This window comes from Bdellovibrionota bacterium (assembly GCA_040386775.1).
GTDB lineage: Bacteria > Bdellovibrionota > Bdellovibrionia > Bdellovibrionales > JAEYZS01 > JAEYZS01.
Map to the genome: position 1 here is coordinate 35,302 of JAZKEU010000016.1, position 25,964 is coordinate 61,265.

General features: G+C 39.1%; 20 protein-coding genes and 1 pseudogene. 3 read left to right on the forward strand and 18 right to left on the reverse strand.

The features are described 5' to 3' along the window. Position 1: 1 nt before the first annotated feature. The 4 genes from V4596_09605 to lpoB all read right to left on the reverse strand — a co-directional run bounded on the left by V4596_09605 (position 2) and on the right by lpoB (position 4,516). The gene (locus V4596_09605) at positions 2-394 is read right to left on the reverse strand and encodes a hypothetical protein (GenBank protein ID MES2769389.1); all 393 of its coding nucleotides are present in this window, start codon (positions 392-394) and stop codon (positions 2-4) included. Positions 395-457: 63 nt separating this feature from the next. Continuing rightward, positions 458-2,623, reverse strand: coding sequence for a transglycosylase SLT domain-containing protein (locus tag V4596_09610; GenBank protein MES2769390.1), 2,166 nt, complete (start codon positions 2,621-2,623; stop codon positions 458-460). A gap of 17 nt (positions 2,624-2,640) precedes the next feature. Then, positions 2,641-3,924 (reverse strand): hypothetical protein, encoded by a 1,284-nt coding sequence (locus V4596_09615; protein ID MES2769391.1) that lies wholly within the window; start codon positions 3,922-3,924, stop codon positions 2,641-2,643. Positions 3,925-3,928: 4 nt separating this feature from the next. Then, complete coding sequence (gene lpoB / locus V4596_09620; GenBank protein ID MES2769392.1) at positions 3,929-4,516, reverse strand: penicillin-binding protein activator LpoB; 588 nt, start codon at positions 4,514-4,516, stop codon at positions 3,929-3,931. A gap of 321 nt (positions 4,517-4,837) precedes the next feature. Between lpoB and V4596_09625 the strand changes: the two genes are divergently transcribed. Together V4596_09625 and V4596_09630 are read left to right on the forward strand one after the other, a co-directional pair. Beyond that, positions 4,838-10,054, forward strand: a complete 5,217-nt coding sequence (locus tag V4596_09625; protein MES2769393.1) for a hypothetical protein — start codon at positions 4,838-4,840, stop codon at positions 10,052-10,054. A gap of 235 nt (positions 10,055-10,289) precedes the next feature. Continuing rightward, complete coding sequence (locus V4596_09630) at positions 10,290-10,964, forward strand: hypothetical protein (protein MES2769394.1); 675 nt, start codon at positions 10,290-10,292, stop codon at positions 10,962-10,964. Positions 10,965-11,035: 71 nt separating this feature from the next. Here V4596_09630 and V4596_09635 read toward each other — a convergent pair whose 3' ends face one another. The 8 genes from V4596_09635 to V4596_09670 all read right to left on the reverse strand — a co-directional run bounded on the left by V4596_09635 (position 11,036) and on the right by V4596_09670 (position 19,490). Further along, positions 11,036-11,548, reverse strand: coding sequence for a hypothetical protein (locus V4596_09635; GenBank protein ID MES2769395.1), 513 nt, complete (start codon positions 11,546-11,548; stop codon positions 11,036-11,038). A gap of 60 nt (positions 11,549-11,608) precedes the next feature. Continuing rightward, entirely contained in the window at positions 11,609-13,534 is a 1,926-nt protein-coding gene (locus V4596_09640) for an ATP-binding protein (GenBank protein MES2769396.1), read from the reverse strand. Positions 13,535-13,541: 7 nt separating this feature from the next. After that, complete coding sequence (locus V4596_09645; GenBank protein MES2769397.1) at positions 13,542-14,612, reverse strand: hypothetical protein; 1,071 nt, start codon at positions 14,610-14,612, stop codon at positions 13,542-13,544. Next, positions 14,605-15,066: a hypothetical protein gene (locus V4596_09650; GenBank protein MES2769398.1), complete on the reverse strand. Its 462-nt coding sequence runs from the start codon at positions 15,064-15,066 to the stop codon at positions 14,605-14,607. Before V4596_09650 ends, V4596_09645 begins: the two co-directional genes overlap by 8 nt. A gap of 3 nt (positions 15,067-15,069) precedes the next feature. After that, positions 15,070-16,116, reverse strand: coding sequence for a rod shape-determining protein (locus tag V4596_09655; GenBank protein MES2769399.1), 1,047 nt, complete (start codon positions 16,114-16,116; stop codon positions 15,070-15,072). Between the two features lie 442 nt (positions 16,117-16,558). Then, entirely contained in the window at positions 16,559-17,368 is an 810-nt protein-coding gene (locus V4596_09660) for a hypothetical protein (GenBank protein MES2769400.1), read from the reverse strand. Positions 17,369-17,386: 18 nt separating this feature from the next. Continuing rightward, a complete protein-coding gene (locus tag V4596_09665) occupies positions 17,387-19,012 on the reverse strand; it encodes a glycerol-3-phosphate dehydrogenase/oxidase (GenBank protein ID MES2769401.1) in 1,626 nt (541 codons plus the stop codon). A 19-nt stretch (positions 19,013-19,031) separates the two neighbouring features. Beyond that, positions 19,032-19,490, reverse strand: a complete 459-nt coding sequence (locus V4596_09670) for a hypothetical protein (protein MES2769402.1) — start codon at positions 19,488-19,490, stop codon at positions 19,032-19,034. Positions 19,491-19,519: 29 nt separating this feature from the next. Between V4596_09670 and V4596_09675 the strand changes: the two genes are divergently transcribed. Beyond that, positions 19,520-20,281, forward strand: a complete 762-nt coding sequence (locus V4596_09675) for an HAD family hydrolase (protein MES2769403.1) — start codon at positions 19,520-19,522, stop codon at positions 20,279-20,281. A 42-nt stretch (positions 20,282-20,323) separates the two neighbouring features. Here V4596_09675 and V4596_09680 read toward each other — a convergent pair whose 3' ends face one another. From V4596_09680 to xseA, 6 genes and pseudogenes are all read right to left on the reverse strand, one after another. Then, complete coding sequence (locus V4596_09680; protein MES2769404.1) at positions 20,324-21,640, reverse strand: aminopeptidase P N-terminal domain-containing protein; 1,317 nt, start codon at positions 21,638-21,640, stop codon at positions 20,324-20,326. An 87-nt stretch (positions 21,641-21,727) separates the two neighbouring features. Then, positions 21,728-22,690, reverse strand: a complete 963-nt coding sequence (locus V4596_09685) for a patatin-like phospholipase family protein (GenBank protein MES2769405.1) — start codon at positions 22,688-22,690, stop codon at positions 21,728-21,730. After that, positions 22,674-23,456 (reverse strand): TlyA family RNA methyltransferase, encoded by a 783-nt coding sequence (locus V4596_09690; GenBank protein ID MES2769406.1) that lies wholly within the window; start codon positions 23,454-23,456, stop codon positions 22,674-22,676. Before V4596_09690 ends, V4596_09685 begins: the two co-directional genes overlap by 17 nt. Then, positions 23,456-24,394 carry a polyprenyl synthetase family protein gene (locus V4596_09695; GenBank protein ID MES2769407.1) on the reverse strand — a complete coding sequence of 313 codons (939 nt, stop codon included), beginning with the start codon at positions 24,392-24,394 and terminating at the stop codon, positions 23,456-23,458. The genes V4596_09690 and V4596_09695 overlap by 1 nt, the downstream gene beginning before the upstream one ends. A 3-nt stretch (positions 24,395-24,397) precedes the next feature. Then, a pseudogene (locus V4596_09700) lies at positions 24,398-24,658 on the reverse strand (exodeoxyribonuclease VII small subunit). Positions 24,659-24,668: 10 nt separating this feature from the next. Continuing rightward, positions 24,669-25,940, reverse strand: coding sequence for an exodeoxyribonuclease VII large subunit (gene xseA / locus V4596_09705; protein MES2769408.1), 1,272 nt, complete (start codon positions 25,938-25,940; stop codon positions 24,669-24,671). Between the last annotated feature and the right edge of the window lie 24 nt (positions 25,941-25,964).

The window sequence follows — 25,964 nt, forward strand, 5'->3', positions numbered from 1 at the left end:
ATTATTGAGCCTTCGGACAATCGTGCATTCTTAAAAGTCTTGCACCAAAATACGTACCGGACTTATCAAACTCCCATGGCGGGTATGGATAAAATTTTGCGACCACGCACTTTCCCTTCTCCGCAACAGACCACTGGCGATCCTCTGTAGAGGCCGTCATAATTTCACCGTCTTCAACTTGGATCGCTACAGCGTAGGAGAAGAGTTGCTTTTCTGCTAGTTTTTGATTGGCATTTTCGCTTCCAACTATAGCCATGGGAGCAGTTGGTTTTTCTACGTTAATGATGATACCCTTCACTTCTTTCGCGAAAATATAACTATAAAATCTCACAAACGCTACACTTGAGCCCATCAAGATCAGAACGAATACGATTGCATAGAAAAACTTCTTCATAAAACCTCTTTAATGTATAACGCTAAAAGTATCTAAGCTTTTTTGCTAAATCAAGCTGTATGTCTACGGTGACTTCTTAGGCGCGCTTTGAGGCTTAGCTGACTCATCTTTTATTTTAAAATAATTTGTTAAAAGATCGATCTTAGCCTTCGCATCTAAACTTTTGTTGAATTGCACATAAAAAGATAAATTTCTAAAAACCAGTTTTGCATAGTATTCAGTTTCTAAATACGGAATGTCTTCAATGAATTCGTATGTATTGCCTTCGTAGCGAGATTTCAACCAACCTTTGACAGGATTGACGCCGGCATTGTATCCCGCTGCAGTCAGCAACATTGAGTTGTCAAAAATATTTAGGAGCTGTCTCAAGTGTGCAATTCCCAATGGCAGAATGATTGCTGGGTTATAAAGCTCTTCAGGATTTGAGAATGTCACTGCTGTTTCGTCCGTGTGCTTGGCAGCAACTCTTGGTAACAATTGTAATAACCCGAAGGCATCCGCAGGAGATCTTGCCTTTGCATCAAAGAGCGATTCTTGTCTCATGATCGAATAAACCAATTCATGGGGAACTTTAAATTTTTTAGCGTATTTTTCAACGATTTCAAAATGTGGTTTTGGATAAAAGAACGACGGAGCTTTTTCGAAGAGTTCGAGTTTGGAATCCTTTTCAAAAATTTCTATGATCTGTTGATTCTCCTTCAGAAGCCCAGAATCACTCGACCAAGCTAGGAATTGAAGTCTCGTTGCTATTTTTTTACGAGAAGATTTTCCTATACTTCTCCACAAATCACTTAGGTACTCAGACAGAATCTGAGGTTCGTCCATAGCCAGTAATGTTTGAATTGTTTTTTCTCTAGATGGATCAACAATATCGCTTTCCTCCATTTTTACTTCCGAGGAAAGTTCTTTTTCAAAAAATTTGGGATTGATCTCTAGAGTCGCGAGTCTTCCGTAATAGCCCAAAGTATTTTCTTCAGAAATTTCTTTCAATATATCTTTGGCCTTTTCTTCTTTCTTCATATCTCTATAGAGCATGGCTTGCCAAAACAAGCTCTTGTAGTAGGAAACTTCGTCGTCTGGCCCCTTGCTTTTACTTTCCAAGGCCTCCAGTCCGTCGATGGCTTTTTCAAGCTGATTGTTCTTCTTGGCATTCCAAGCCACCAGCCAGAGTAGTTTTAATCTAAAAGTTTTATCCGGATCTTCTTCTAGGGCCTTTTCGAAATATTCGATCGCTCCAGAATAATTTTTCTTTTCCTGATCCATTCTTCCAAGAACCCAGTAGACTTGATCAAGTGATGCGGATTTGGGAGAGTTCTTGGCCGCTTCTAGCAGCAAGTTTTTAGCTGCCTCTATTTGCCCTTCAGTCCACATGTCTCTTGCAAGTTGAACAGTAGAGTCCGTATAGAATTTTGCGAATTCCTTTTTAGGATTTTTCAAAAAATACGTTTCAAAAAATTTATGACCTTTTTTAAACTCCGCAATTCCCTTCTCTTTACTTTCCTCAACTCTATAAGTAATTCTAGAATACTCATAAGCTTTAAAAATATCATCTAGCTCATCGGCTTTAGATTTTACTGATTTGTACTTATCAAGGTCTCTTGTGGATTCCTTAATGATTTGATTATAAATTTTTCGACTGGGAGCAAATTTTCTTTGCATACGTAAGCCATAGGCCGCTTCAAAAAGTTTTTTCTCTGGAATGTCTCGTCCATACTCTACATAGAATGCTGGAAACATAAAAAGCATCTTATCAAATAGTTCTTTTTGTTTTGCAGGATTAACTTTTTTTATATTTTTTCTATAGAGATTTGCTCTTTCTAAAAATTCAAGCGTCGCTCTGGCCTGCACGTCGAGATTTAAATACGCCTCATAGTACTCCGCAAATAATTCTGGACTATTGGTTTCTCTCAAACCACTGATGATGGCATCTTTTTTTAACCAATCATGTTTTAGATCCTTTACGATATTCTGTTTTTTATTGCACTTCTGAGCATATCTTAGATTCACGACCGCTTTTATCTCTGGAGTTGGGGCTTCTTGCTTTAGAAAATTTTTAAAAGCTTGGCAGGTTTTTTCAGATTTTTTATAATCCTCAATCCATTGATTTTCATTTTCTTTTTTCTCAGCCTCAGATGCAATCGCACGTTGCGCTGAGTCCAAAGAACTGCAGGACACAAAGATGAGTGCAGCAGGAATAAATGTCAGGATTGTCGAGCGAAGATGCTTCATCACAATCAGTTTAGTACTTAATTGTATGATCTCCAAGTGATAAACGTTTTTTGCTGAGCTTTGATCTTAACTTTAGCTGCAGACATTTCTTCTGAAAGTGCATTTCCGTTGGGACCAATACTTTCCGCAGAGATTTCATATTCTCCTGGTGGAAGTTTTATTCTCGCGACCTGAAATGCCCCTGGAAGCGTTGACCACTGCCGAAGATCTGCCTGATCCGTAAGGTTCAATCCAATCCAAGCCACTGCGCCCAAGAGTTCGTTTTTCTTTCCAACTTGTTTTGCAGCTGCATACTTTGCAGCAATTCCCGCAGCTCTTTTTGCAATCAGTCCAGCGTATTGATCATCGAGAGTTTTGATTGCTACATCTGACACATTATAAATTTCTTTTGTTGAAGCATTTGTTGAAAGTGAGGAGCTTAAACCCTTTATATAAACCTTTGCCGCTGAACTCTGTGTAGCCTGTGGATAAAGTTTGGGGATCCGTGGAAAATCTGGATGAGGTTTTTTAATTGGCCCAGGTCCTTGTTGATAAATAAAAATCAACTCGCTGTCACCCTTACCAATTGGATTCTCTTCTGCTCTTTTTGCAACTTCCGTTATATTGATTCCATGTTTTTTAAACAAAAATCCTAACTCATCCATGCGCGAAGACATTTTTGCTAATCTATAAGCATCTTTTTGGTAAACTTTATTTCTAGGTTCTTGATTAAGAGCGTCTTTATAGGAAATGTAGGCATCATCCCACTTTCTATCGGCTTCCCAAATGATTCCGCTCAAATAAAATGCAAAGGCATTTTGATCGTAGTTCTTTTTTCCTTCATCACGATATTTTTGCAGAACCTCGTTCGTTCTTCGGGTCTCCACCAGAGCGCCATCCAAATCATTTTTCATTAAAAAATCTAACGCCAAATAAACATGGATAAATACTTTTTCAAAATCATCACCCTTGTATTGAACCATGCCTTCGTTCATGAGAATGCTTGCGGCAACTTTTGAAATGGAGTGATAGTCCTTAAGGGCCGCGATGTCGTCCGCTTTTAGAAAAGCCTTGATGCTTTCATCGTATTTTCCTGCGAGATGCAGAGCCATTCCATAATCCAATAGATAAACCAACTGATCATCACCCTCTTCTTCGGCCAGAGGTTTTAAGACATCAATTGCTTTATCGTAATCGCCAGATCTTAAATATGAATTTGCTTGTGAACTGGTCCGAGAAAAATGCGAACAGCTCACAAGAAAGAGTAGAGAGAAAAGCCAAAGCAAATTTTTCTGAAAACTTTTCGATGCTTTGGCTTTCATGATCTTATAATCCTATAGATTTCTTTTTGTAGATTTTTCTGATTTGCTTGTATCCAGACCAAACTATGACGTTTCTTTCTAAGCTTGTTAGATTCAAAGTCACTTTGTAATAAACAGTTTTGTCTTTTCCAACTTCTTGCACAATAGAATCTAAGCGGCCATTAAGAATATAATCTGCACCTTCTTGTTTTCCCGGACCTTTTTTGGTGTCTTTAGAAACCATTCCCGTGTCTTGGTAGTCGTATTCGCCTTTGATGTCTTCTCTGGCTTCTTTATCCACGAATAATACTTTTCCAGAATTCATTAATTCTACACGCACCATATCCATCACACTTTGTGTGTCGATGTGTTCGCTCGTTTTATTTTGTAATTGCGTGATCATCACAAGTGGTTCTTTTTTTGCTGCTGCGATAGATCTGTGCGCCGTTAAGCTTGCCACTAGATCTTTAACCACTTTTTGCATGTCGGTTTCAGACCATTTGTCGTTGAGTAAGTTTGTGCTCTCTACGTTCTCATCGTAGTCACCTTTTTTGAAGGCTTTTGGTCCACACGCAGTCAAAGACAATGCGATTATTAATACTAGAAACTTCATTTTTCCTCCGGTTGCTTGATAACTTTATCGCCCGATATATTTCGAGTTAAAGACACAGCCAATTTTCTAAAAAAGAGACCTTACTTGTCTCTTTTTTAGAAAATTGGCCGGTGCTTATTTATATTAAACAGGAGATTTGGAGGTGCCAAGCTCTTATACAGGTGTTTGACATAAATTGTATGTAGACCATTATTTAGACAGGGCCTTGGTCTGGTGCAGCGTAATTACTTATAACTATTGATGTTTTTTTGCCTCAAAACCATACACTCCAAAATCCCGTGGCACATAGATTGTAATTACCTACTTGTGAGGTAATCCATTATGAAAAAACTGATTAATGAAGTTGTGATATTCCTGCTGATCATCTCGTTCACCAGCAACACTTTGGCAGCAAATACGAATTCATCTTCTGACAAGAAGCCATTGATTGCCATGACTCCAGGAGCGGAGACGCGCGCACAACCTACGCCTAAAACATTCTCGGAAATAGTCCTCGAGCATCTTGGTTTAGGTCCAAAGCCAACTATCACTCCGCAGGTTCAAAAGGCCAATATAGGAAAGTCCGGCAAGCATACTCAAGATAAGTATGGGGCTACAGAAACTCCCAACTCATTACAAATTCAAAAAGACATTATAAAAATTAGAGAAAAAAGAGAGATGGCAAGAAAATTTAGAGAGTTCATCGCTCTAGAACAAAAAAACGAACATACTTATAGAATACAGCTTGAGCAACAAAGAAAATCTATAAACTCTCAGACTATAAAACAAATCAATGATTACTATGAAAGAATAGATACTGAAAAATCTAACAATTCATCTTTGGATGCAAACGTTATCAATTCCAGAGAATACCAATTGATTGATGCTTACTACGTGTCAGCAATTCTAAGATACGTTGAAACAAACAAACAAAAATCAGAATCCAATCCAGATGCAAAATTCTCTATGACTGAATTTCAAGCATACTTAGATACAACACAAAAAATGATGAGTAAGCTCTTTGGTTTGAGTGCCGTAGCAACCAAAAATTATTCTTATGAACATCTTTTGGATATTCATGAAAAATTATCAAGCCTACCTGATAAACCTACAGTCATTATGGATATAAGAAAAAATCCATCTACACAAATAGAGGTAGATTCAGATGATGACTTGCTTTATGCCCTCGCAGGTTCTTCAGAAATTTTAAGATTTGCCTTAGAAAATTCATTGGCCCTGGTTACATATCAAGATGGTTTAATGCCTAGAAATGCAGATGGATCAATTGATGATGAGTCCATCGTAAAAATTCGAGATAGATACGGCAATGAACAAGATATGAAACTCAGTATCTTTATGATGTTGATGGGTGACCGCAGCGGCAACAGAACAAAGTCTTTTGCCCATGGTAATTCTTTATTCGCATTAAGATATCTTCTTTCTCGCTACGAATCGGAGAAAAGAAAAATTGAAGAGATCAAAGCCAACAATAAAAGAACAGTAGAAGTTGCAGCAAATCTGTTAAGAAGAAATACAGAGAACCCGGTGCAACCAGAACTATTTAATAGCGGAACAACCGACTCGTCAAAAAGAAAGCTTGGTATCGTCAATGCCGATGGCTCTTTGGATTTATCCGGAATAGAACTTCCCGCACTCAAGGCTGTCCCTAGAGAAGAAAATATTCGTTTGCAAAATTTAGTTGAAATTTTTCAACGTAGTAATCAAGCTGATAACCAAACAAGAAATGGGTTCTATTATCCAACCTCCAGAACAAACTACATTCTAAAGGTAACGCCTGAAGAAAAAGAACAATTCAAAAAAGAATTTCCAGAGTTAGAATTCGAGAGTCTCGGACGCAAAGGGAATTATATTCACCTCCGTCTAAAATCTGCAGACCAAAAAAAGATAACTCTTATGAGATATAAGGTTCAGCCTGAACTCATTAAAAAATTCTCTCCCCTCATGATAGAAAAAACTCTTGTTTCAGAAGTTAATTCTTCTGTTAAACATGCCGCCGCTGTATTCCCTATAGAATCTGTCTCTTTCTATATCGGTATGTATGTTAATACGATGCTTAACCTTAGTATTAAGTATAAAGATGATCCTGCTGCGCTAGAAAAATATTATCACGAAGCTACCTCTGCAGCTGGTCAGTTAAGCTTTTTTGCCTTCATGCTTGGAAACAGAATATTCACAAACTTAATTGGTCCACATATAGGATCTAAACAAATATTACATCAACTCCTAGGATTCCTTGGTATGGGTGTAGGTTCTATTGCTTCTGCCGGTTTTCATGATGTTATATCAATGACAAAAAGCTGTGCCATTAATCTTATGGGTGTTGACGAATTTGATGGCAAAGAACAACAAAAAGTTCTGCAAGAATGTCAGGCAACTTACGATAGAGTGGTCAGTTCCGAAAACATGCATAATTATATCGTATCATTTATGAATATTGCGATAGCCGGTGGTGCGTCTACAGCGACAACCGCCATTGCCGGATTGACTACTTCCGTCGCTGCGCAAGGATCAAAATGGGCGGTGCAAGAAGCCGCACTCGCCACCGGTAACAAGACACTTCTTCGTGCTGGTTCGACATTGGAAGGTCTTGCGATGGAAATCAACGTCGCAAATCAAGAGTTGCGCGCCTATTCTCTAACCAAAAGCGTTATGGCCGGTGGGAAGCTTACAACTTCATCTAGACTGGCAAGTTGGTTTGGATTTATTCCTGGAAAAGAAGGAAACTTAATGCGTATCAGTTTAAGCTTCGGACGCTTAGGTTGGAAACTTGTAGGCGGTATTGTTATCTTCTTCCAGTGGGATGAATGGTTTAGACCTTATACCTACAAATTTGAACAGAAAACTATGGGTGCAGGAAAAAAATTAGGATCACTGCACACCAGACAATATGAGCAGCTGAGCTACCTAGAAAAAAATAACTGGACAATGCCACTTTGTATTCTCGATGGACTAAGAACGCCTGCGCCAGGCCCAGTACCTGCTGATTGCGATCCATACAAAAATTCTACCGATATTAAAGAACAATCAAAGCTGTGGAGAGATGCTCTATTGTATAAGTTCATGGGGTCTTATTCAAACTGGTTAATGTATATCGAGAACTACCAATCTCAGTGGTCGATGACTCAGGAGTTTTACAAGCAACTCTCGAGCTATACTTATATCGCTCGATCTGAAAATTTTGATGGAAAAAAACTAAGTTACTTTAATCCATTACTCCACGATGATGACTTTAATGGCGTTCTCTATTCAGATAGAGTTAAATTATTTGATCCCTCGATGATGGACGTTGTGCGAGACGAGATGGGAGAAATCACTTTTGACGGAATGAATAAACTACGCGCACAAAGAGTTATTGATTTGCTACCAGCGATTGGTAACAAAATTAAGGAAATTCAAGCAAAGATTGATCAAACCAAAGGGCCAAAGAACTCCCTGGCTGAGAGTCTTATTGTTAAGGACTTGATTGCTACCAAGACTCTACTATCAAAAATTTCTAAGAATATTGTAAATTACCTCGTTTTATCTGAAACACAAAGAGCTAAGGAAAATAGCTCTATCCTTGATTTCTTAAAAGGAAAAAAATCTACAACGGCAACCGATGTTTCCCTTGGAATAGTAAGAAGTCATTTCTCTAAAAAAGAACTGAATGGCGAAGACTTACCTGTATACAAAGATTTTTCTCCTTTGATCCATGTTATTGATATTATCAATACATCTTTTAAGGACTACACAAGTACCTACAGAAATTATAAAGCAGAGGGGCCTACACGCGAGAAAACTCCTATAGAATCACAAATGATGTATGCGGCTTACGAAAAAGCAACATTCTTTAAAGGCCTCAGAGATTATTTGGGCAATCCTTATCCTGCCTCAAGAGGAGAGGCTTTTGTCCGTGCTTTTGATGATTTTGTTAAAAATTCTTATACAGAAGAACAAATTAAAAAAATGTCTAAAAAAACCGGATCTGTTGGTAGAGATTTACTTTGGAACGCTGTATGCGGTGAGCACTACATTGGCGAAGCAGATCTTGAAAACGATCCCATGAAAAGCAATATCATTGATGAAGAATGGGGTGAAGACGCTGACTTTAAAATACCGCGCCTTGTTCAAAAAAGGAACGATAAGCTTTGCTCAAACTACAAAGTTTCGCATCCTACCCGTGGCTTAAAAGTAACAGATTCAGTTTTGGATTACTTAATGAGAAATTCTGAACTTGGAAAAAGCTCCGGTGATTTTGATTCTCTATGGAAGGATATAATTCAATTAAAATTGGAAAAAATTTATAATAAATTTGATAAAAGCTATCAAGTGTTAATTCGCAAGAATTATATACCAAATTTAACTGGTGAGATTACAGAACCTTCTGAACCAAATCTAGCTGAAAAAATTAATAACTTCACCCCTACTGGTCAAATTACTAATTTCATTTCTGCGAAGCTCGAGCAAAAAATTGATCTTTCTGGAACTCCAATAGAGGTTTATAAGAAAATCAAAGCACAAAGAAATTCTTATGTCGCAAATGTAGGGCTCAATGTTATACAAACATATGTAGGCGAAGTGGATATTTATCTAAAAGTATTAGATAGTGTTTTTAAAAATTCTATAAAACAAAATTTCAGAATAAGGTCTGCACAATTGAAGAAACCTGAAGAAATTAATAAACTCAGAAGAGAGTTATCTGATCGTACGCAAAAATTTGATCATGTAGTGAAAAACTTTAAAGAATCTTTCATAAAAATTCTTTTGAGCTTTAAAGAAAAAAAGGTAGATGTAGAATCTGAGTATGCAGCCTTGCTTTTTTCATACTATAACATTATCAAATCTGTTGGAATTGTCGGCGATATCGAAATCAAACAAGAAAATGAAGATATCCAAGGCGTGGGAGAAACTACAACTAAAATTGTAGCCCATATTTCTAGAAGTACTTTCGGAACGAAAATTTTGGCTATGTATTTTGAGAAGAAGCAGAAAAAGGAATTGGAAGATCTTGTCAAAAAAATGGGAGCTACAGATGATGTTTCAAAGAGCTTCGTACAGGCCCAGGCTCTCGGTGATTTAGTTAACGAAAATTTCGCAAGCAAGATGAAAACAAGAATTGAGACTCACCCGGCGATCAAATCTACCTTTGAAGATCTAATGAAAAAAGTAGAAGCCGAGAAATCCATAAACAATCCCTATACTCAGGCTATAAACATGTCTTTACCTGTCCTGGACGAAGAACGTAGAATCCTATTTCAGCCTGCTGGTACACTGGCGTTTAGCTTAACAAATGAATCCGGTAGTCAGTATTTAATGAATATTCCTAGTGTTATTGATACTTTGAAAAATAAAGAATCTAATCCTCTCGACCTTCTTATGGCAAAGTTAAGCAATCAGTATTTAGCAGTCGTCGGTGCCGCCCGCAGTATCGATGTGCTGATGGAAGAAGTATATTTTAATGTGAATATCCTAGAAGCAGCAGACATTAATAATGAGTATAGACAGATTGAAATACAAAAAGCAGATAAGTTCCGCCCTGGAACAATGAGGAGGAATTAAATTCAGATTTTAAGGATTTGGCATAGAAGTTCTTAAATCTAAAATAAAGCGTACCTAAGGTCTGAAAACATAATTTAGATGTCAAAATTAAGCCCTTAGTCTTACCTTTTTTCATACCTTACAATAAAGGCATGTTTTAATAGAAAACCTAGAGGGTTTAAACTATAATTGAAAAATATTATTAAGTTATTTAAACATTAAAATAATTAAAAAACTATAAACGGAGGAATTTAAAATGAATCTAACTAAGAAAACAGTGATAGTCGCATTATCACTAGTAGCTCTTTCAACTTCAGCAATTGCGGGCCCAACAGGCGGAAAGCCAAAAAGAACTAGCGAAGATGCTGCTTCAAGCTTAAAAGGCGGCAAAAAAGTAGAAGGTACATCTGAAGCTGCTGCGAAAATAAGAGAAGGAAAATCTTATAGATTGGTTCAAGATACTATTACTAAAGTTGGCGTAACTGGAATCGTAATTAGTGGCATTAAAATCAATGCAGAGAACCAAGAAAGAGTTACGCTCAGGCTAGCTGAAGCTCTAGATAAAAATCTTCTTGGAGAAGGTGCACAAGAGACTCTCGCTTCAATCGCTAAAGATCCAACTAACGAAGCAAACAGAGCGCTTTTAGCAAACCTTGTTGGATTAGCTATCAGACAAAAGCTCACTACTGAGAATTTAGTTTTTGAAGAAATGGTAGATGGTCAAATGACTAGACTCAACACTATGGACTTCTTAAATGGAGAAGCTAAATCTATTGCTGCATCTGGTAATCCAAAATTTGCTAGCTTCTTAGCTAAGAAATCTCAGTATGAAAGAACAATGTCTTCAAAAGAAGCTATCAAAAAGGCTCTTGAAGAACTTGGAATTTCTTATGAAGAGTTCGTAAGAAGATGCCTTAAATCAAAAGCATAGTTTTAAAATAACTATAAAAAAAAAGCCAAGCCCTAAAAAGCTTGGCTTTTTTTATGCTCTTTCGAATCTACTTATTGATTCCCCGTACTGTCTTTCACTGGGCGAGCCTTTAAAGTCTTTGGATCCACTTCCACCTTCACTCCTGCTCTTGCGGCATTTTCTTTGAACTCGCGTACGAATTCTTCGTTGGTCACGCCTGGCGGCGGAGTGTTTCTATTTTCGATCACCTGCTGTTCAAATTCAGTTGAAGGGTCTTTTCCGACCGCATGATCGTATTGATCCCTAAAGACTCCTGGATCTTGCGGGTTTTGTTGTTTTGGATTTACAATAAATGGCGCGCGCTTTTTCTGTGTAGGCACCGCTTGCAGATTCTTGGGAGCTTCATTTTTTAACTCCATTTCTTTTCTCTGACCTTCGATTTCGATTCTCTTTCCTGTGCTTATGATTTTATCGTTCACTCGCTGCTCAACCTTCGAAGGCTTCTGTTCGATATTGCCTGTGTACTCTGGACCTTGTGCAAAGGCCATATTCGGAAGGATCGCATTTAGAATTATAAGATTTAGAATTATAAGTTTGTTAATCATGGCTTAAGTATACCTAAAATCTAGTGGTTAATAAAATCATTCTCATTTTGAAACATTAAATTATGTATTTTTCGGAGTAATCATTGGCAAAATGATTTTAAACTCTGTACCTTTGCCCACTTCGGAATCCACAAGGATTTGGCCGTTGTGTTTTTCGATAATTCCGTAAGAAATCGACAGACCCAGGCCGGTGCCTTTGCCTACGGGTTTTGTGGTAAAGAATGGATCAAAAATTTTACTTAAAGCTTTTTCGGGAATTCCTCTGCCATCATCCCTAATAGAGATAACAACTTCTAACCCTTTTTTCTTGGTCTCAATCCAGATCTCGCCCTTACCATCGATGGCTTGAATTGCATTGGAAACTATATTCATAAAGACTTGGTTGATTTGCCCTGCATAACAATAAATCAGCGGAATTTTCCCGAACTTGGTGTGGACTTCAATATCTTTTAATTCGCTCTTTAGAATTTGCAGCGTACTCTCTAATCCCTCTTCAAGATCATACTCTTTTTTCTCGAGCTCGTCAGATCTTGAGAAATTTTTAAGATTAAGGACAATGTCCCTCACTCTTTTTGCGCCATCTTGGCAAGACCTAATGAGCTTTGGCAGATCCTTCATCATGTACTCGTAATCCACTTCTTCTTTTGCAGCGTCAAGTTTCTTTGGGGATTTCTCGGCCACTTCGATAAGCTTTTCAAAACGATCGATATAATCCTTGAGCACTCCCATATTGCTGTAAATAAACCCAATAGGGTTATTGAGCTCGTGGGCGACTCCCGCCACCACTTGACCAAGACTTCCCATCTTAGCAGTGTGAACAAGTTGTGCTTGGGCCTCTTGCAATTCTTGGTTTGTCTTTTCGAGTTCCTTTACTTTTTTGGTCAGTTCGTTTTGTGCTTTCGTCACTTTCTTGGACATATCATTAAAGCTCTTCGTTAATTCCCCAATCTCGGTTCCGGAGTCGGCTTGGATATATGTGTGTGCGCCGCCACTTTCTAAATTTTTAACCGCACTCATCAATTGCACTAAAGGTTGAATCAAAATTCGGGAAACAATCCAAAGTGCAAAAAGAATCAAAAGAATCACGACGCCCACAACGCTGAATACCGTTTTGTTGATTCTTTTTGTTGTCGCGTCGATTTCTTTCTTGGAAGAAGCTAAACCAAACTTAATATTTTCTTGTTCTTTTTCGAAAGGCTTAATCAATAGAGAATAGGGCTCACTCTTGCTTTCAATTGTGATGAACTTTATGTTGTCTGTTTGACCCTTTTGATAGGCGGAAGCCCCAATCAGTAAGAAATCAGGTTGAGTGGAAACAATCGGTTTGAATTCTTTATCCAAAATCAAAACATCTAGGTTAAATCTAGTTTTTAGGTTATCAATAAATTTTTGATCGATACGGATGGTCTCCTGAATGTAACCGTCGATGTTTTTTCTTTTGCCCACAATCTTGGAATAGGAGATCAAATCAAAACCTGATTTAGGGTTGATATCGCTCAGAATAATTTGATTTTTTTCTTTAATGGTTTTTATCAAAGAATCTGTCAGGAAAACATCGCCCTTTTCTAACTGGAGCTCGTTAATGATAAACCCATCTTCATCTTTTTTGAAGGCCACGATCAGCTGCCCCTCTCTATCAAATAGAGAAATCTGATCCAGGTAGCCTGCGCCCAGCCACTCCGAAGCTGCTCTTTTTAGGTTGGGAATATTTTTGGTAGAGATATTGTAAACCAAACCATCGTCAGTTGTATGGAGTTCGCCTGAAGTTTTTAAATAATTTTTTAGTTCATCGATAGATTTGGAAATAACAATAAAATTATCATTCAAACGTTTGAGCATTTCGTCGCTGAATACTTTTTCAAATTGGACTAGTGAATATCCCGTAATGAATGTGAGCGGAATCAAAGAGAACAATAGAAACCAAAGCGTCAGCATGGTTCTTAGAGATTTTTGCGGATATAGAAAAATCTTTTTAATTTGATTCATTACATTCCTAGTTATTTTCCGGAGTCGGGCCTTGAGAAGAATCTTCTGCTGGAACCGTAGATCCCTCACCGCCCTCTTCAGAATCTTCCATGCCTGATGAGCCTGCTCCTGCTGCACCACCGATATTTTTCTTTTCTACCCAGAGAATATATCTCTCTATTCCCTCGGGCATAATCCTTGGATGAGAAGATTTGACGATATTGAATGGAGCATATTTTTTGAGCCCGTCTTGTAAAGTGCCACTATTGTTTTGTGGAACAGAAAAATGGAAGTAACTTCCGCCTTTTCTTCTCCAGCCCAATTCCACTTCCCCGGCTTTTTCGCCCCCAAGACTAGAAATAAGTGTGGCGATTTCTGGAGTGACTGTATCTACGTCCTCCACATACATCGTCATACGATAAACATATGCGTTTCCTTTTTTAGGAGCAGGCTTCGCTACCGGTGCTGTCGCCACAGGTGTTGTTGCTGGAGCTTGAGGTGCAACCGCCGCAACCTCCGTAGGTTTTGTATCCTCAGGTTTTATTGGCTCAATGGAAGGCTTAAGCAGCAGGGGAATTTCCTTGGAAGCAATAATAGGAGCTTTAAGTTTTACATCAGCAACTGCTATTTGCTCGCCAGTTTCTTCTTTGCCTGAAATTTCTGTTTCCGCAACCATTTCGGGTCCCGGCGGCTTGATATCAAATTTTTTCACAAGCATTGAATCTGGCTGTGTTTCTTCGCCCTTAAATAAATTTGGAACTTGAGTGACGAAAAGCGCGATCGCTACCGCCACCACAACAGCTTCAAGGGCCCAACGTACTGGTTGCGGAAAACTATTCCATTTTAATTTAGAGAATAATTTTTCTGTGGGTTTTGGCTGATCTAAGATCAAATCCACTAAGGGTTCTGAGACTGAAATATTTTTTAATTTATCACAGTAAGAAATTCCGATAGAAAGTTTTTTTAATTCTTCACGCACTCTCGGCGAAGACTGAAGCCCCTCTTCTACCGCTTGATGTCTTAAGGGATCGAGCTTTCCTGATTTGTAATCATAAAGCATTTCGATACACATGAATTCACTTAAGTTTCTTTTACGCATCAAAACCCCCGCCAGGAGGAACAATTTCACCTAATATCTTTAAACCTTTTCCAACGCGGTACCTGATGCTTCCCTCAGTTACGCCGAGACCTTCTGAAATGTCTTTATCTGAAAAATTTAAAAGCTGTGACCAGATCACGGCGAGATAAAGTTGTGGATCGATATCTTTTACAAACTCTCTCCAAGGTTCAAGCTTAAGTGTGGGAGGAATAATCCAGCCTTCTGCCAAGAGATCAAAATCTGTAGCTTTGATATTTCTTTTTTTTGAATATTTTTTCCAAACTTTGTAAGTTGAATAAACAAGGAGAGGCTCCGTAGGACCATGAGTCTCTCTGCGCTTTAAACGTTTATCATAAAGTCCTAGGGCTTCAACAGAAGCCTTTAGTGCAAGGCTCTTGTCTAAGAACGTGTAGAAAAAAAATAAAGCGACAGATCTTATCTGTGCTTCTTTCATAGATTAGTCCGTTGTGAGTTGTCTGAGGAGCTTGATCTCTTCAAGCACTTTGCCTGACCCCATAACAACGCAAGTGAGTGGATCTTCAGAGATAGAAACCGGAAGACCCGTTCTTTCTCTCAACAGAACATCAAGATTTGATAGCAATGCTCCGCCACCTGTAAGAACGATACCGTTGTCCACGATATCACTTGCAAGTTCTGGAGGAGTTTTTTCTAGAGCAGTTTTCACAGCATCTACCACTTCAGAAAGTGGATCCATCAAAGCGTCGTGCACTTGAGTGCTTGTGATCTCGATTGTTTTCGGAGCACCAGCAACGAGATCACGTCCTTTGATCTCCATTGTTTTCTCTTGCTCAAATGGGTAAGCATTTCCAATTGCGATTTTAATATTTTCGGCAGTTCTCTCGCCAATCAACAAATTGAATTGGCGACGAACATAATTCACAATTGCTTCATCAAATTTATCACCAGCAACTTTAATGGATTTACAATAAACGATACCGCCGAGTGAAATCACAGCAACGCCAGTTGTTCCGCCACCAATGTCTACAACCATGTTTCCACTTGGTTCTGTGATTGGTAAGCCTGCACCGATAGCTGCTGCCATTGGTTCTTCGATCAAATAAACTTCTCTTGCTCCAGCGGAGTGTGCAGATTCTTTTACGGCTTTCTTTTCCACTTGAGTGATTCCGTAGGGAACGCAGATGATGATTCTTGGACGAATGAAGCTTTTCTTAGCTCCCGTAGATTTTGAAATAAAATATTTTAACATTGATTGCGTAACTTCGAAGTCAGCAATTACGCCGTCTTTGATTGGGCGGATCGCAACGATACTGCCTGGAGTTCTTCCTAGCATCTCTTTTGCTTCTTTACCAACGGCAAGCACTCTTGATTGGTGTGAGCCTCTCACGTTTTTTTGAACCGCAACCACCGAAGGCTCGTTCAAAATAATTCCGCGACCTTTTGCAAACACAAGCGTGTTCGCTGTTCCCAAATCGATAGCAATATCATGAGAGAAATACTCAGATATCTTACTGAAAAAACTCATGGTTATATCCTTCTCAAAAAACTTTTTTAGACTGATCTAGTGTAACTGGTTTGAAATGTGAGTCAACCCTCTAAACCTCTAGAATTATAGCTCAAAAATTTTTTATTTTGACAGCTTAAGACGCGGAGTGATATCAACCCACAGATGACACAAGATATGTACTTCGAAAAAATTCAGAACTTCCTTGAGACAAAACCCGCAAGCCACAAACTCATGAGCTATCTCAACTCGAGCGCTGAAATTGGAATCAAGATTGGAAATAATCTTGATTGCTCATATTTTAAACAAGACGGTAAGGCAAAATTAGAAAAGCGCACTCCGAAATCCCCTGATGTGGTATTCAATTTTACCCCAGAAGCCGCCGAAACCCTTCTTAAAACCGAAGGGATCGATCTAGGTGATCTTGTGGTGGATGTTGTGAAGCTCTACCTGGCTGGAGTTGTTAGTATCCATCTGGCGGGGTCAATCCCTCTTCTTCTATTTCGGGGTTACGTCCAAATTCTAAAAGCTTCTCGCGCGCAGCTTCTGGTACTTTTAAAAGATCGCGGATTAGGTAACTTGTCGATCCTCTCACTAATTCAGAAGCTAAAATCTCCGAAGTAGATCCCGGAAAGTTTCCATTCTCTAGAGCCCTCAAGATTCCATGAAGTTCACTTTTGTAATAAGAGAGAATCAAATAATCTTTTGGACCTTTGACTGTAATGTCCAGGGTTAAAAACAAATCTTTGATTTCATAAAATGCTTCGATTTGAGTGAAGCGATATCTCGAAGGCTCTGTTGTTTTCGCAGGATCAATTGTTACTTTGTACAATCCCTCTTTTACTTTTTCTGTATGGGCCTGCAAACCTAAAAGCTTAGAAACTTTTTTTATCGCTTGCGAAATCGCTAAGCGTGCAATCCAGTCGGCATACATGTATTTGATACCGCTGATGTCTTTTTCTATGACTTTTATATTCGCAAATTCGTACGCTTCGTTGTCTGTCACTTCGAGATAAATTTTGGCTGGATTGCGTTCGCTAGCTTCAGGCTTCGGAGCTTCTTGAAGTAAAATTCTAAAGTAATCCAAGTACCCGCTCTCGTCGTAAAGTTTCTGATATTCAAGGACATCACCTTTGAATCCCACATGAGCGAGCCACTTTCCGAGTATCGTATCAAAATCTGTTTTCTCTAATTGAGATTGGCTTGTTGATGATAAAAATATTATAGATATAAATCCCAAACAAACTATGGAAAGCAAAACCTTCTTCAACACACGTCCCCCCAAAAAGAACTATTTCTTCCACGAGAGCTCAAAGCTTTCGTGTTTGCGTACATCTGCGATATTAAGCTGACGCTCTTCCTCGCTCCAATCTAATTTTTGCTGGAAGATTTGTGACAATCGCTCGAGATGCTTAAAACCATGATCCTTCTCCGCCAAGAATAGTGGTACCCGCCTTAGATAAAAATCCAATAGTTTTCCACACATAGACTCATTTGATGCGAAGTGCGCTTCCATTTCCCAAACCGAGGTTTGCGCTGGACTATAGTACTGACTCACAATATCAAACGCCTCTGAACCATGACGGTCTAAAAGTATTTGGATCTCGTTTTTCGAGAAATGAGTCTTGGAAGTGAGTTCATCGAGTTTACTTTGGGCTTCTTTAAAACTTTCTGCAGTCACTTTTGGATTGAGAGCGACCTTAGTATTTCCGGTTTTAAATTTCTTTCGATCAGCTTTTGAATAATTTTTTAAGAATTTTTCTACAGTTTGTTCGGCCATTTTTCTATATGTCGTGTATTTTCCGCCAGCAACGAAGGTGATATTGCGTGGATCTTCTAAAATCACATGTTCGCGACTCGTTTTACTTTCTGTTTCCGATCCATCATGTACCAAGGGCCTTACTCCTGCATAAGATGCCAGGATGTCTTCTTTTCTGATGGCACCAGGAAAGTATTCTTCTACTACTTTTAAAAGATAATCGACGTCGGCTTTTGTTGAGTGAACTGTTGATGGATTATCTTTGAAATCTGTATCGGTAGTTCCGATGATGATCATTTCGTGTCTAGGTATTCCGAATACGATTCTTTTTTCTCCTTCCGTTGCCATCACCATAGCACACGGAAGTGGCAAGCGATCCTTACTGAGCGTAATGTGAATTCCTTTTGATGGGCGAAGAAGTTTTTTCCACGTTTTCAACAGACTTTCCCCCAAGATATCTGTCCATGGACCGACCGTCGAAACAAAATGTTTCCCCTTGAGAGTGAATTTTTGCCCGGAGAGAACATCTTCGCAATCCAACGCCGTCACTTTTTCGTTCGTCATTTTTGCGCCAACGGCCTTCACGTAACTGATTTGATCCGCTCCTAAGCGCTTTGCAGATCTTAAGGTTTCAATTACAAGTCTATCGTCGTCCATGTATGCATCTGAATAAACAAAAGAACCCATCAGATTTTTGGGCTGTAGGATTGGAATTCTTCCAACAGATTTTTTGGCAGAAAGTCTTTCGTGAAGTTTTGGCGCGCGAAAAAGTGAAAGGGCATCATAGAGCCACATGCCGAGGCCCATTTTATTCATACCCACTCTGCTCCCCTTGTAAAGTGGAAGTAGAAATCTCAAAGGATGAACCATGTGCGGTGCAATTTTAAAAAGAAGCGCTCTCTCTGAGAGAGCCTCGAAGACCAAATGGAATTCCATATTTTCTAAATAACGAATTCCACCATGAATGAGTTTGGATGATCTTGAACTTGTTCCGGAAGCAAAGTCAGAAGCTTCTACGAGGGCTACTCTCATTCCACGGCTAGCAGCATCTCTTGCGACACCTGCGCCCGTGATTCCGCCACCGATGATCACCACATCATATTCTGTTTCGGACATTTTTTTGATGATTTGTTTGCGATCTAAAAAAGAAAAACTCATTTTAACCACCGGTTATTTTTCAAACGATTTTTGTCGTGTAAACTTCTAAGTAATTTTTTGTTTGATTGGCTATTTTAAATGGCAACTGCACCTTTTCATCGAGACTATCAAAAATAGAATCTTTATTAAAGAGTACCCTTTGTAAATGCTTATCTCTGCCATACTTATAAGCAAAATCCAAAAGCTTCAATCCTGTTTCTTGATCTGTGTAAGATAGATATTCAATCCAAAGTGTTTGCGTAAGAGATTCCATAAAGAGAATAGGCTGAGCTAAAAAATATGCTTTGAGAGCTTCTTTCTCGTCGTACATGCCAATGCACCAACCGGTTTTTAGGTAATGCTCAAGAGATTCAGGTCTCCAGGCCGCCTTCCATACCAAATTCATGCGTTCGATCTCGTCGAGATTTTTAATCTTGGATTCTTCGAGGTTTGTGATCTCTTCGAGATTTTGAATGGTGAGGACTTTAAAATTTGACATGTATATAGAGGAATATATAGCTTCTTAGTATGCAGTACAAAGATTTTTCAGATGAGACTTGGAGTTTTATTACGAGGCAAATAGATGATGCCGTGAAGGCCCCGGGCCCTCATTATGCAGCCTTTGATGCCGACGGCACCCTTTGGGACAACGACGCGGGCAATGCCTTCTTTGACTATGAAATTGATAATCAACTTGTACCGCTACCGCCGGAACCCTGGAAACATGTTTATGCCGTGAAAGAACAAGATCCCAAGAAGGCTTTCTTATGGCTTGCGCAAATTCATAAGGGCGTTCCCATCACGACTGTCCGTCAGTGGGCGCAAGATTCCTTGAGCAATCGAAATGGTATTCCGTGCTTTCCTGCAATTAAAAAACTGATCGAATATCTGCGATCAAAAAATGTTCAGGTCTTTGTAGTTACGGCTTCCGTAAAATGGGCCGTGGAGCCTTGTGTGGCTCAACTCAATATTCCTTTTGAAAATGTTTTGGGAATTCAAACCAAGATCATCGATGGTGTGTGCTCAGATATTCAAGAAGGACACATTACTTACCGCGAAGGCAAAGCTCACGCGATACTAGAAAAAACCAACAACATTAGACCCATTTTGGCTTGCGGAAACACCATGGGAGATTATTGGCTCTTAGACATTGCAACTCACGTGCAACTTGCTGTGAGAACAGAAAGCCATGATGTCGCATTTAAAGACAAAAATATTCTGAATCAAGAAAAAGCTCTCTACCACGAAGCCATCCAAAGAAAATGGCTAACTCATAATTTCTTAGGCTAAAAAGGTACCCCTTAGTTTTTCGTACTGGTACTGCGTCAAATTTTAGCTCATCGCCTTTTCGATATCGGCGACTTCTTTTGGCGCGAGGAGTGTTAGATTCTCGTAGCCTTTTTTCGTAACCAAAATATTATCTTCGATACGAACACCCAAACCTCTTAATTCTTTTGGTGCGCCTTCATCATTTTGTGGAACATAAAGCCCGGGCTCAACGGTGAAAACCATTCCCGGTTCTAGCTTTCTAGATTTTTTGCCGATTTGGTAGTGGCCGGCATCGTGCACATCCATTCCTAGCCAATGAGAAACTCCATGCATGTAGTATTTTTTGTAAGAGAGATCTTTGATTAATTTTTCTTTTTTGCCTTTAAGAAGTTTCAGATCGATCATTGCTTCTGTTAGCATCTCGATTGTTTTTTCCTGCATAGCACTGAATTCCATTCCCGGTTTCACCATGGAAATAATGTGCTTATTCACCTTCAATACGTGTTCGTAGAATTCTTTTTGGATCTTTGAGAACTTACCACTAACAGGGAAAGATCTTGTGATGTCGCCAGAGAAATAATTGTACTCGGCACCAGCATCGATCAAAATGATATCGCCTTTTTTGCATTCTTCATCGTTAAAAACATAATGAAGAGTGGTTGCGTTTTTTCCACTCGCGACAATGGCGTTGTAGCCCTGTCTTGCTGCCAATTGATTTTTAAATTGGAATTGAATGTAACCTTCAATTTGTCTTTCATTCATCCCTGGCTTTGTGAACTTCATCGTTTCTTTGTGAGCTTTCGCCGTGATCTCGCAAGCCTTTCTTTGCCATTCAATTTCGGTAGCATCTTTGAAAAGTCTAAACTCACCCAAGAGTTCTGAACTATCAAGAACTGGAATATTCCCACGCACTCCTCTACTGTAAACCGTTTTTGCTTTTTCTAAAGCCCTTAGGAAAATCACATCATGCTTCATGTGCTGCTGAAGTCTAAAGTAAACTTGCTTAACGTCTTTGATCAATTCAGGAAGTTTTTCTTCTAATGTATCAATCAAGTAAACTTCGTCGATACCGAAATATTTTTTTGCACCCTCTGGTCCATAACGAAAACCATCCCAAGTTTCTCTGAGCTCATCTTTTGGACGTACAAATAAAATTGTTTCTGGTTTTTGGCCGGGTCTAAAAACAAATACAGATTTGGGTTCTTCAAAACCCGTCATATAAAAGAAATTTGTATCTTGACGGTATTCATATTCAGCATCGTGGTTTCTTAAAAACTCCGGATTCGAAAAAATCACCATGGCAGAATCCTGCATATACTTGCCGATTCTTTCTCTTCTCTTCTTAAAAATACTCACATCAAATTGTGGCGTCCTAGACAAGCAAAGCTCCTCTCAAAAGGTGAGCCGCACCTTTTGCTCAGAATTGCGTTATTTAACGCAAAGTTTTGGAAAAGGTGCGGCTCACCTTTATAGACCGAATTGTTGGGTGATTTTTTCGGCGGCTTCTTTGCCGGCGCGTTCACCCAATTGAATATATTCTTTTCTGGATTTAAAGTCCAAGATGTTGTTGGAAATAGGAATTCTGATCGTTTGGTGAACGTATTTTTTGTTCTCGTTTATTGATTTATTGATATTTGACCAGAGGATCGCCGTTGATTCATCCACCTTAATTCCTGCCAGTGGGTAATGTGAAGTCACAACATCAACAAGGATAATATAATCCACGCCTCTAAATGCCACTTGATCAATAAGGTATTTCGCTTGGAGTGATGAGCTCACCCATCCATTCTTGCTGGTTGTTATAGGCGGTTGACCTAAGCAGTATCCAAGAGTGTCTTTATAAGTACCTTTAAAGATCATCAAGCTTTTAAAATTTTTCAAGTTGTCCGTGATACATGAAAAAGGAATTTTTCCGGTTTCAACTTTTGCATCGCCAAACATGGTTTTTAAATAGGGCTCAACTTCTGAAAAAGGTTTTGGTTCTTCAGAGGACAATAATCCTTTTTTAGAAAAATCATCAGGAATCTTTGAAGCTTTCCACTCTACATCGTGAGCTTTCCCATTCACAGAATAAAGTGCCCCCATGAGAGCTCCCCACTCTAGACCTGCTATGGTGTGAATAGGAATTTTTGCTTTTTCAAACTCTCTCAATACTCCAATATAGGCATAAGATCTTGCGCCGCCGGGGCCCAAAACGATTCCGATCTTTGGAACCTTAACGTCAGGAATAGCTGGTGGTTCTGCGCCCTCGCCGCTTTGATCAGGAATATCTACGCGATTTGGTAAATCTCCCGTGGCAGGAATTGGAAGATTGGTTTGCGATCCTTCTTTTCTTTTTGTCGCGACAGAGCACGCGATGAGATTAAAACTAATGAGTATTACGAGTAGAATGCTGAATTTATTTTTGCCGGATTTATTTTTTTTGTGCATAAACAAAGAACTCCTGGTTGCCGTCTGATCCTGTAATTGGACTTTCAAAGTAGTTTAAGACTGAAAAGCGTGAATCTTCAAATAAAGATTTTATCAAAATTTCCACCCTTTGGAAGAGAGAAGTGTCTTTCACGACCCCACCCTTACCAAGGTCTTCTTTTGCGACTTCAAATTGGGGCTTTACCAAGAATAGCAGCAATCCGTTTTGTTTAAGGAAGGGCGCGACATGAGGAACTACAAACTTTAACGAGATAAAAGAAACATCGCACACGATAAGGTCAAATTGGTCATCTAGACCAAAGCTTGCAAAGAAATTTTTGCCGGACTTATCTTTTTGCGACAGATTCTTAACATGAACGCCTTCATAAACATGAAGCTTGGGATTTGACAGCAGTGAGTGATGGATTTGTTTATGGCCCACATCAATCCCCACAATTTCCTTTGCTCCGTTTTGCAAAAGGCAATCTGTGAATCCACCTGTAGAAATCCCAATATCTAGAATTCTTAAGCCCGAAACATGAAGTGCCACTTGAGTGAGCGCACCTTCCATTTTGATTCCGCCCCGAGAAACGTACTTGTTGCTTTGCCCGTTCTCTACGCGAATTGAATTTTTAGTTTCTTCATTTATGTCGACTTCAAGATTTGATTTTAGAATTTTTTGATCTTTTAGAAAAACAATGCCTTCTTCAATCGCAGCCTGTGCTTTATTGCGAGATTCAAAGAATCCCCACTCCACTAAAACTGAATCGATGCGTTTTTTAGACATTATTTTAGTCTTTTAGAGTTGAATTGAGAAAGTGAAGTTAGAAATTGTGACGTTTCAAAATTTACTAAAATTTCGAGAGACTTTTTAGTGAGACTTTGTAAAAGTGCTTTGGATTTTTCTAAGCCCAATACTCCCACAAAACTTCCCAATTCGTGTTTATCTTTATCGAGAATATCATCTGCAATTTGAAAGTTTAAGCCAATGTATCTCGAATATTCCTCGAGAGCCTTGATTTGCTGAGAACTCGCCTCGCATAAGATTGCTGAGCCCACAATTGCGGCTCTCATTAATGCGCCTGTTTTATTGATCTGCATTTGGGAAAGCTCTTCAACGCTCACTTTGTTTTTTTGGGTCGAAAGGTCAACGTATTGACCGCCGATCATTCCGAGAGTTCCCGCACACTCTGCTAAAATATTGATAACTTTTAAAGTATTTTTAGGATTCGAAGAATTTTCAGACAATACTCTAAAGGCCTCTGTCAAAAGCGCATCCCCTGCGAGGAGCGCTGTTGCCTCCCCGTAAACCTTATGATTTGTAGGTTTTCCGCGTCTTATGTCGTCGTTATCCATGCAGGGAAGGTCATCATGAATAAGAGAATAAGTGTGAATCATTTCGATAGCTAAGGCTAGCGGCAAAACTTTTTCGTAATTGCCTTTGTTGGACTGGAATAAGTCAGCAATGGCTAAGCAAAGAACTGGGCGAAATCTTTTTCCCTCACCAGAGAGTGAGTACTTCACCGCTTCATAGAAATTTTTTAGTTTGTCTGTGTAATTTATAAATTGAGACTCATCGAAATCAACATGTGCTTTGAGAAGAGAAAGATTTTTTAGTTGATTAGAATAGTAGCTTGAAAAAAATGAGCTCTGGGAGGATGTTTTTTCGTTTAAAAAATCCTCGAAAGTTTTTTGATATGAAGAGTACTGGCTATCAAAGTTCAAAGCTTAATCGGCCGACTTGGCTGGACTTTCACTAAAGGGTACAGTTACTGGATTTCCATTTTCGTCTAGACCAGTTAAGATTTTTACTTTTTGCTCAGCCTGACTCAGATGAGATTGGCACTCTTTTGTCAGTTTAACGCCTTCTTCAAATAACTTTAAAGATTCGTCGAGCTCTAAATCTCCTTGTTCCATTTTTTTTACAATTTCTTCTAAGCGCTTAAGTTTGTTCTCAAACATATTTTCCTCACTTACTTTGCTACTGGTATGTTACCAGTCACTTTGTAGATTTCACCTCAGCCACCACTTCGCCTTTGAAGAGTTGAATGCTGATTTCATCACCTTTTTTTAATTTTTTTACATCTTTTATAATATTGTCTTTATCATTTTTCACGATAGCGTAACCACGATCCAACACTTTTAGTGGACTTAAAGAATCTAAAACGGAAGCCCATCTGATGAACAACTGTCTTTTGAAAGTGATATTCTTTTGAATCGCGTTTTGCGCTCTCCCGGAAAGATCATCCAGTTTGAGCATAAGATCTTGAAGTTTTCTTTTTGGATCTACAAGTTGTCTCTGCGCGTGGAAGAGCTTTTGTTTTTCCATTTGAATTTTTTTATTCATCGAGTTTCTCAATGCTTTAAACTGCATTGAAATTCCACCCATAAGGTCCGCAGCATTTCTAGAAATCAATTCTGCCGCTGCAGATGGTGTCGGTGCTCTCAAATCGGCAACAAAGTCAGCAATCGTAAAGTCCACTTCATGCCCCACAGCCGAAACCGTTGGAATTACCGATGCAGCAATGGCTCTCACCACAGCCTCTTCGTTAAAGGCCCAGAGATCTTCGATGGAACCTCCACCCCGACCTACGATCATCACATCAAAATTTCCGATTTTATTTGCTATTTGAATGGCTGCAACAATTTCCTTTTGAGCTTGAATGCCTTGTACTGCACAAGGGAAAATTGTAACTTCGAGATTCTTCATTCTTCTTCCGAGAACATTAAGCATATCTCTGATTGCCGCTCCTGTTGGAGAAGTCACGATGGCTACTCTTTGCGAGTGTTCTGGGATTTTTCTTTTTCTAGCTTGATCGAAAAGACCTTCTTTTTGAAGCTTGGCTTTAAGTTGTTCGAAAGCTATCTGCAAAGCTCCGGCGCCAACAGGCTCCATCACTTCGCACATGATTTGGTACGAACCGCGCGGCTCATACACTGTCACCTTACCGCGAACCAGAACTTCCATTCCGTCTGCAGGTTTAAATTTCACGTGGCGGTTAAAACCCTTGAACATCACTGCGCTGATTTGGGCTTTATCATCTTTTAGGCTGAAATAAAAATGTCCTGAAGAGTGAGGTTTGAAGTTTGAGATTTCACCCTTGATCCAAATCATAGGGAATTCACCTTCAAGTTGATCCTTGATGGCGCGATTCAGTTCATTAACGGAGTAGACTTTAGATTCCTCTGTCTCCTCGACAACCTCATCTGCGAGCTCTTCGCCCGGCTCAACGTTAAACATTAATTGATTTAAATTAGACATATCTGACATCGGACATGAAAGTATTTACAGAGC

What these genes read in the sequence shown, in the direction of transcription:
- V4596_09605 (MES2769389.1), bottom strand. Translation starts at nt 394, where the DNA reads ATGAAGAAGTTTTTCTATGCAATCGTATTCGTTCTGATCTTGATGGGC.
- V4596_09640 (MES2769396.1), bottom strand. Translation starts at nt 13,534, where the DNA reads ATGAATCAAATTAAAAAGATTTTTCTATATCCGCAAAAATCTCTAAGA.
- V4596_09690 (MES2769406.1), bottom strand. Translation starts at nt 23,456, where the DNA reads ATGTCTAAAAAACGCATCGATTCAGTTTTAGTGGAGTGGGGATTCTTT.
- V4596_09615 (MES2769391.1), bottom strand. Translation starts at nt 3,924, where the DNA reads ATGAAAGCCAAAGCATCGAAAAGTTTTCAGAAAAATTTGCTTTGGCTT.
- xseA (MES2769408.1), bottom strand. Translation starts at nt 25,940, where the DNA reads ATGTCAGATATGTCTAATTTAAATCAATTAATGTTTAACGTTGAGCCG.
- V4596_09650 (MES2769398.1), bottom strand. Translation starts at nt 15,066, where the DNA reads ATGAAAGAAGCACAGATAAGATCTGTCGCTTTATTTTTTTTCTACACG.
- V4596_09645 (MES2769397.1), bottom strand. Translation starts at nt 14,612, where the DNA reads ATGCGTAAAAGAAACTTAAGTGAATTCATGTGTATCGAAATGCTTTAT.
- V4596_09670 (MES2769402.1), bottom strand. Translation starts at nt 19,490, where the DNA reads ATGTCAAATTTTAAAGTCCTCACCATTCAAAATCTCGAAGAGATCACA.
- V4596_09625 (MES2769393.1), top strand. Translation starts at nt 4,838, where the DNA reads ATGAAAAAACTGATTAATGAAGTTGTGATATTCCTGCTGATCATCTCG.
- V4596_09635 (MES2769395.1), bottom strand. Translation starts at nt 11,548, where the DNA reads ATGATTAACAAACTTATAATTCTAAATCTTATAATTCTAAATGCGATC.
- V4596_09685 (MES2769405.1), bottom strand. Translation starts at nt 22,690, where the DNA reads ATGCACAAAAAAAATAAATCCGGCAAAAATAAATTCAGCATTCTACTC.
- V4596_09610 (MES2769390.1), bottom strand. Translation starts at nt 2,623, where the DNA reads ATGAAGCATCTTCGCTCGACAATCCTGACATTTATTCCTGCTGCACTC.
- V4596_09655 (MES2769399.1), bottom strand. Translation starts at nt 16,116, where the DNA reads ATGAGTTTTTTCAGTAAGATATCTGAGTATTTCTCTCATGATATTGCT.
- V4596_09630 (MES2769394.1), top strand. Translation starts at nt 10,290, where the DNA reads ATGAATCTAACTAAGAAAACAGTGATAGTCGCATTATCACTAGTAGCT.
- V4596_09675 (MES2769403.1), top strand. Translation starts at nt 19,520, where the DNA reads ATGCAGTACAAAGATTTTTCAGATGAGACTTGGAGTTTTATTACGAGG.
- V4596_09665 (MES2769401.1), bottom strand. Translation starts at nt 19,012, where the DNA reads ATGAGTTTTTCTTTTTTAGATCGCAAACAAATCATCAAAAAAATGTCC.
- lpoB (MES2769392.1), bottom strand. Translation starts at nt 4,516, where the DNA reads ATGAAGTTTCTAGTATTAATAATCGCATTGTCTTTGACTGCGTGTGGA.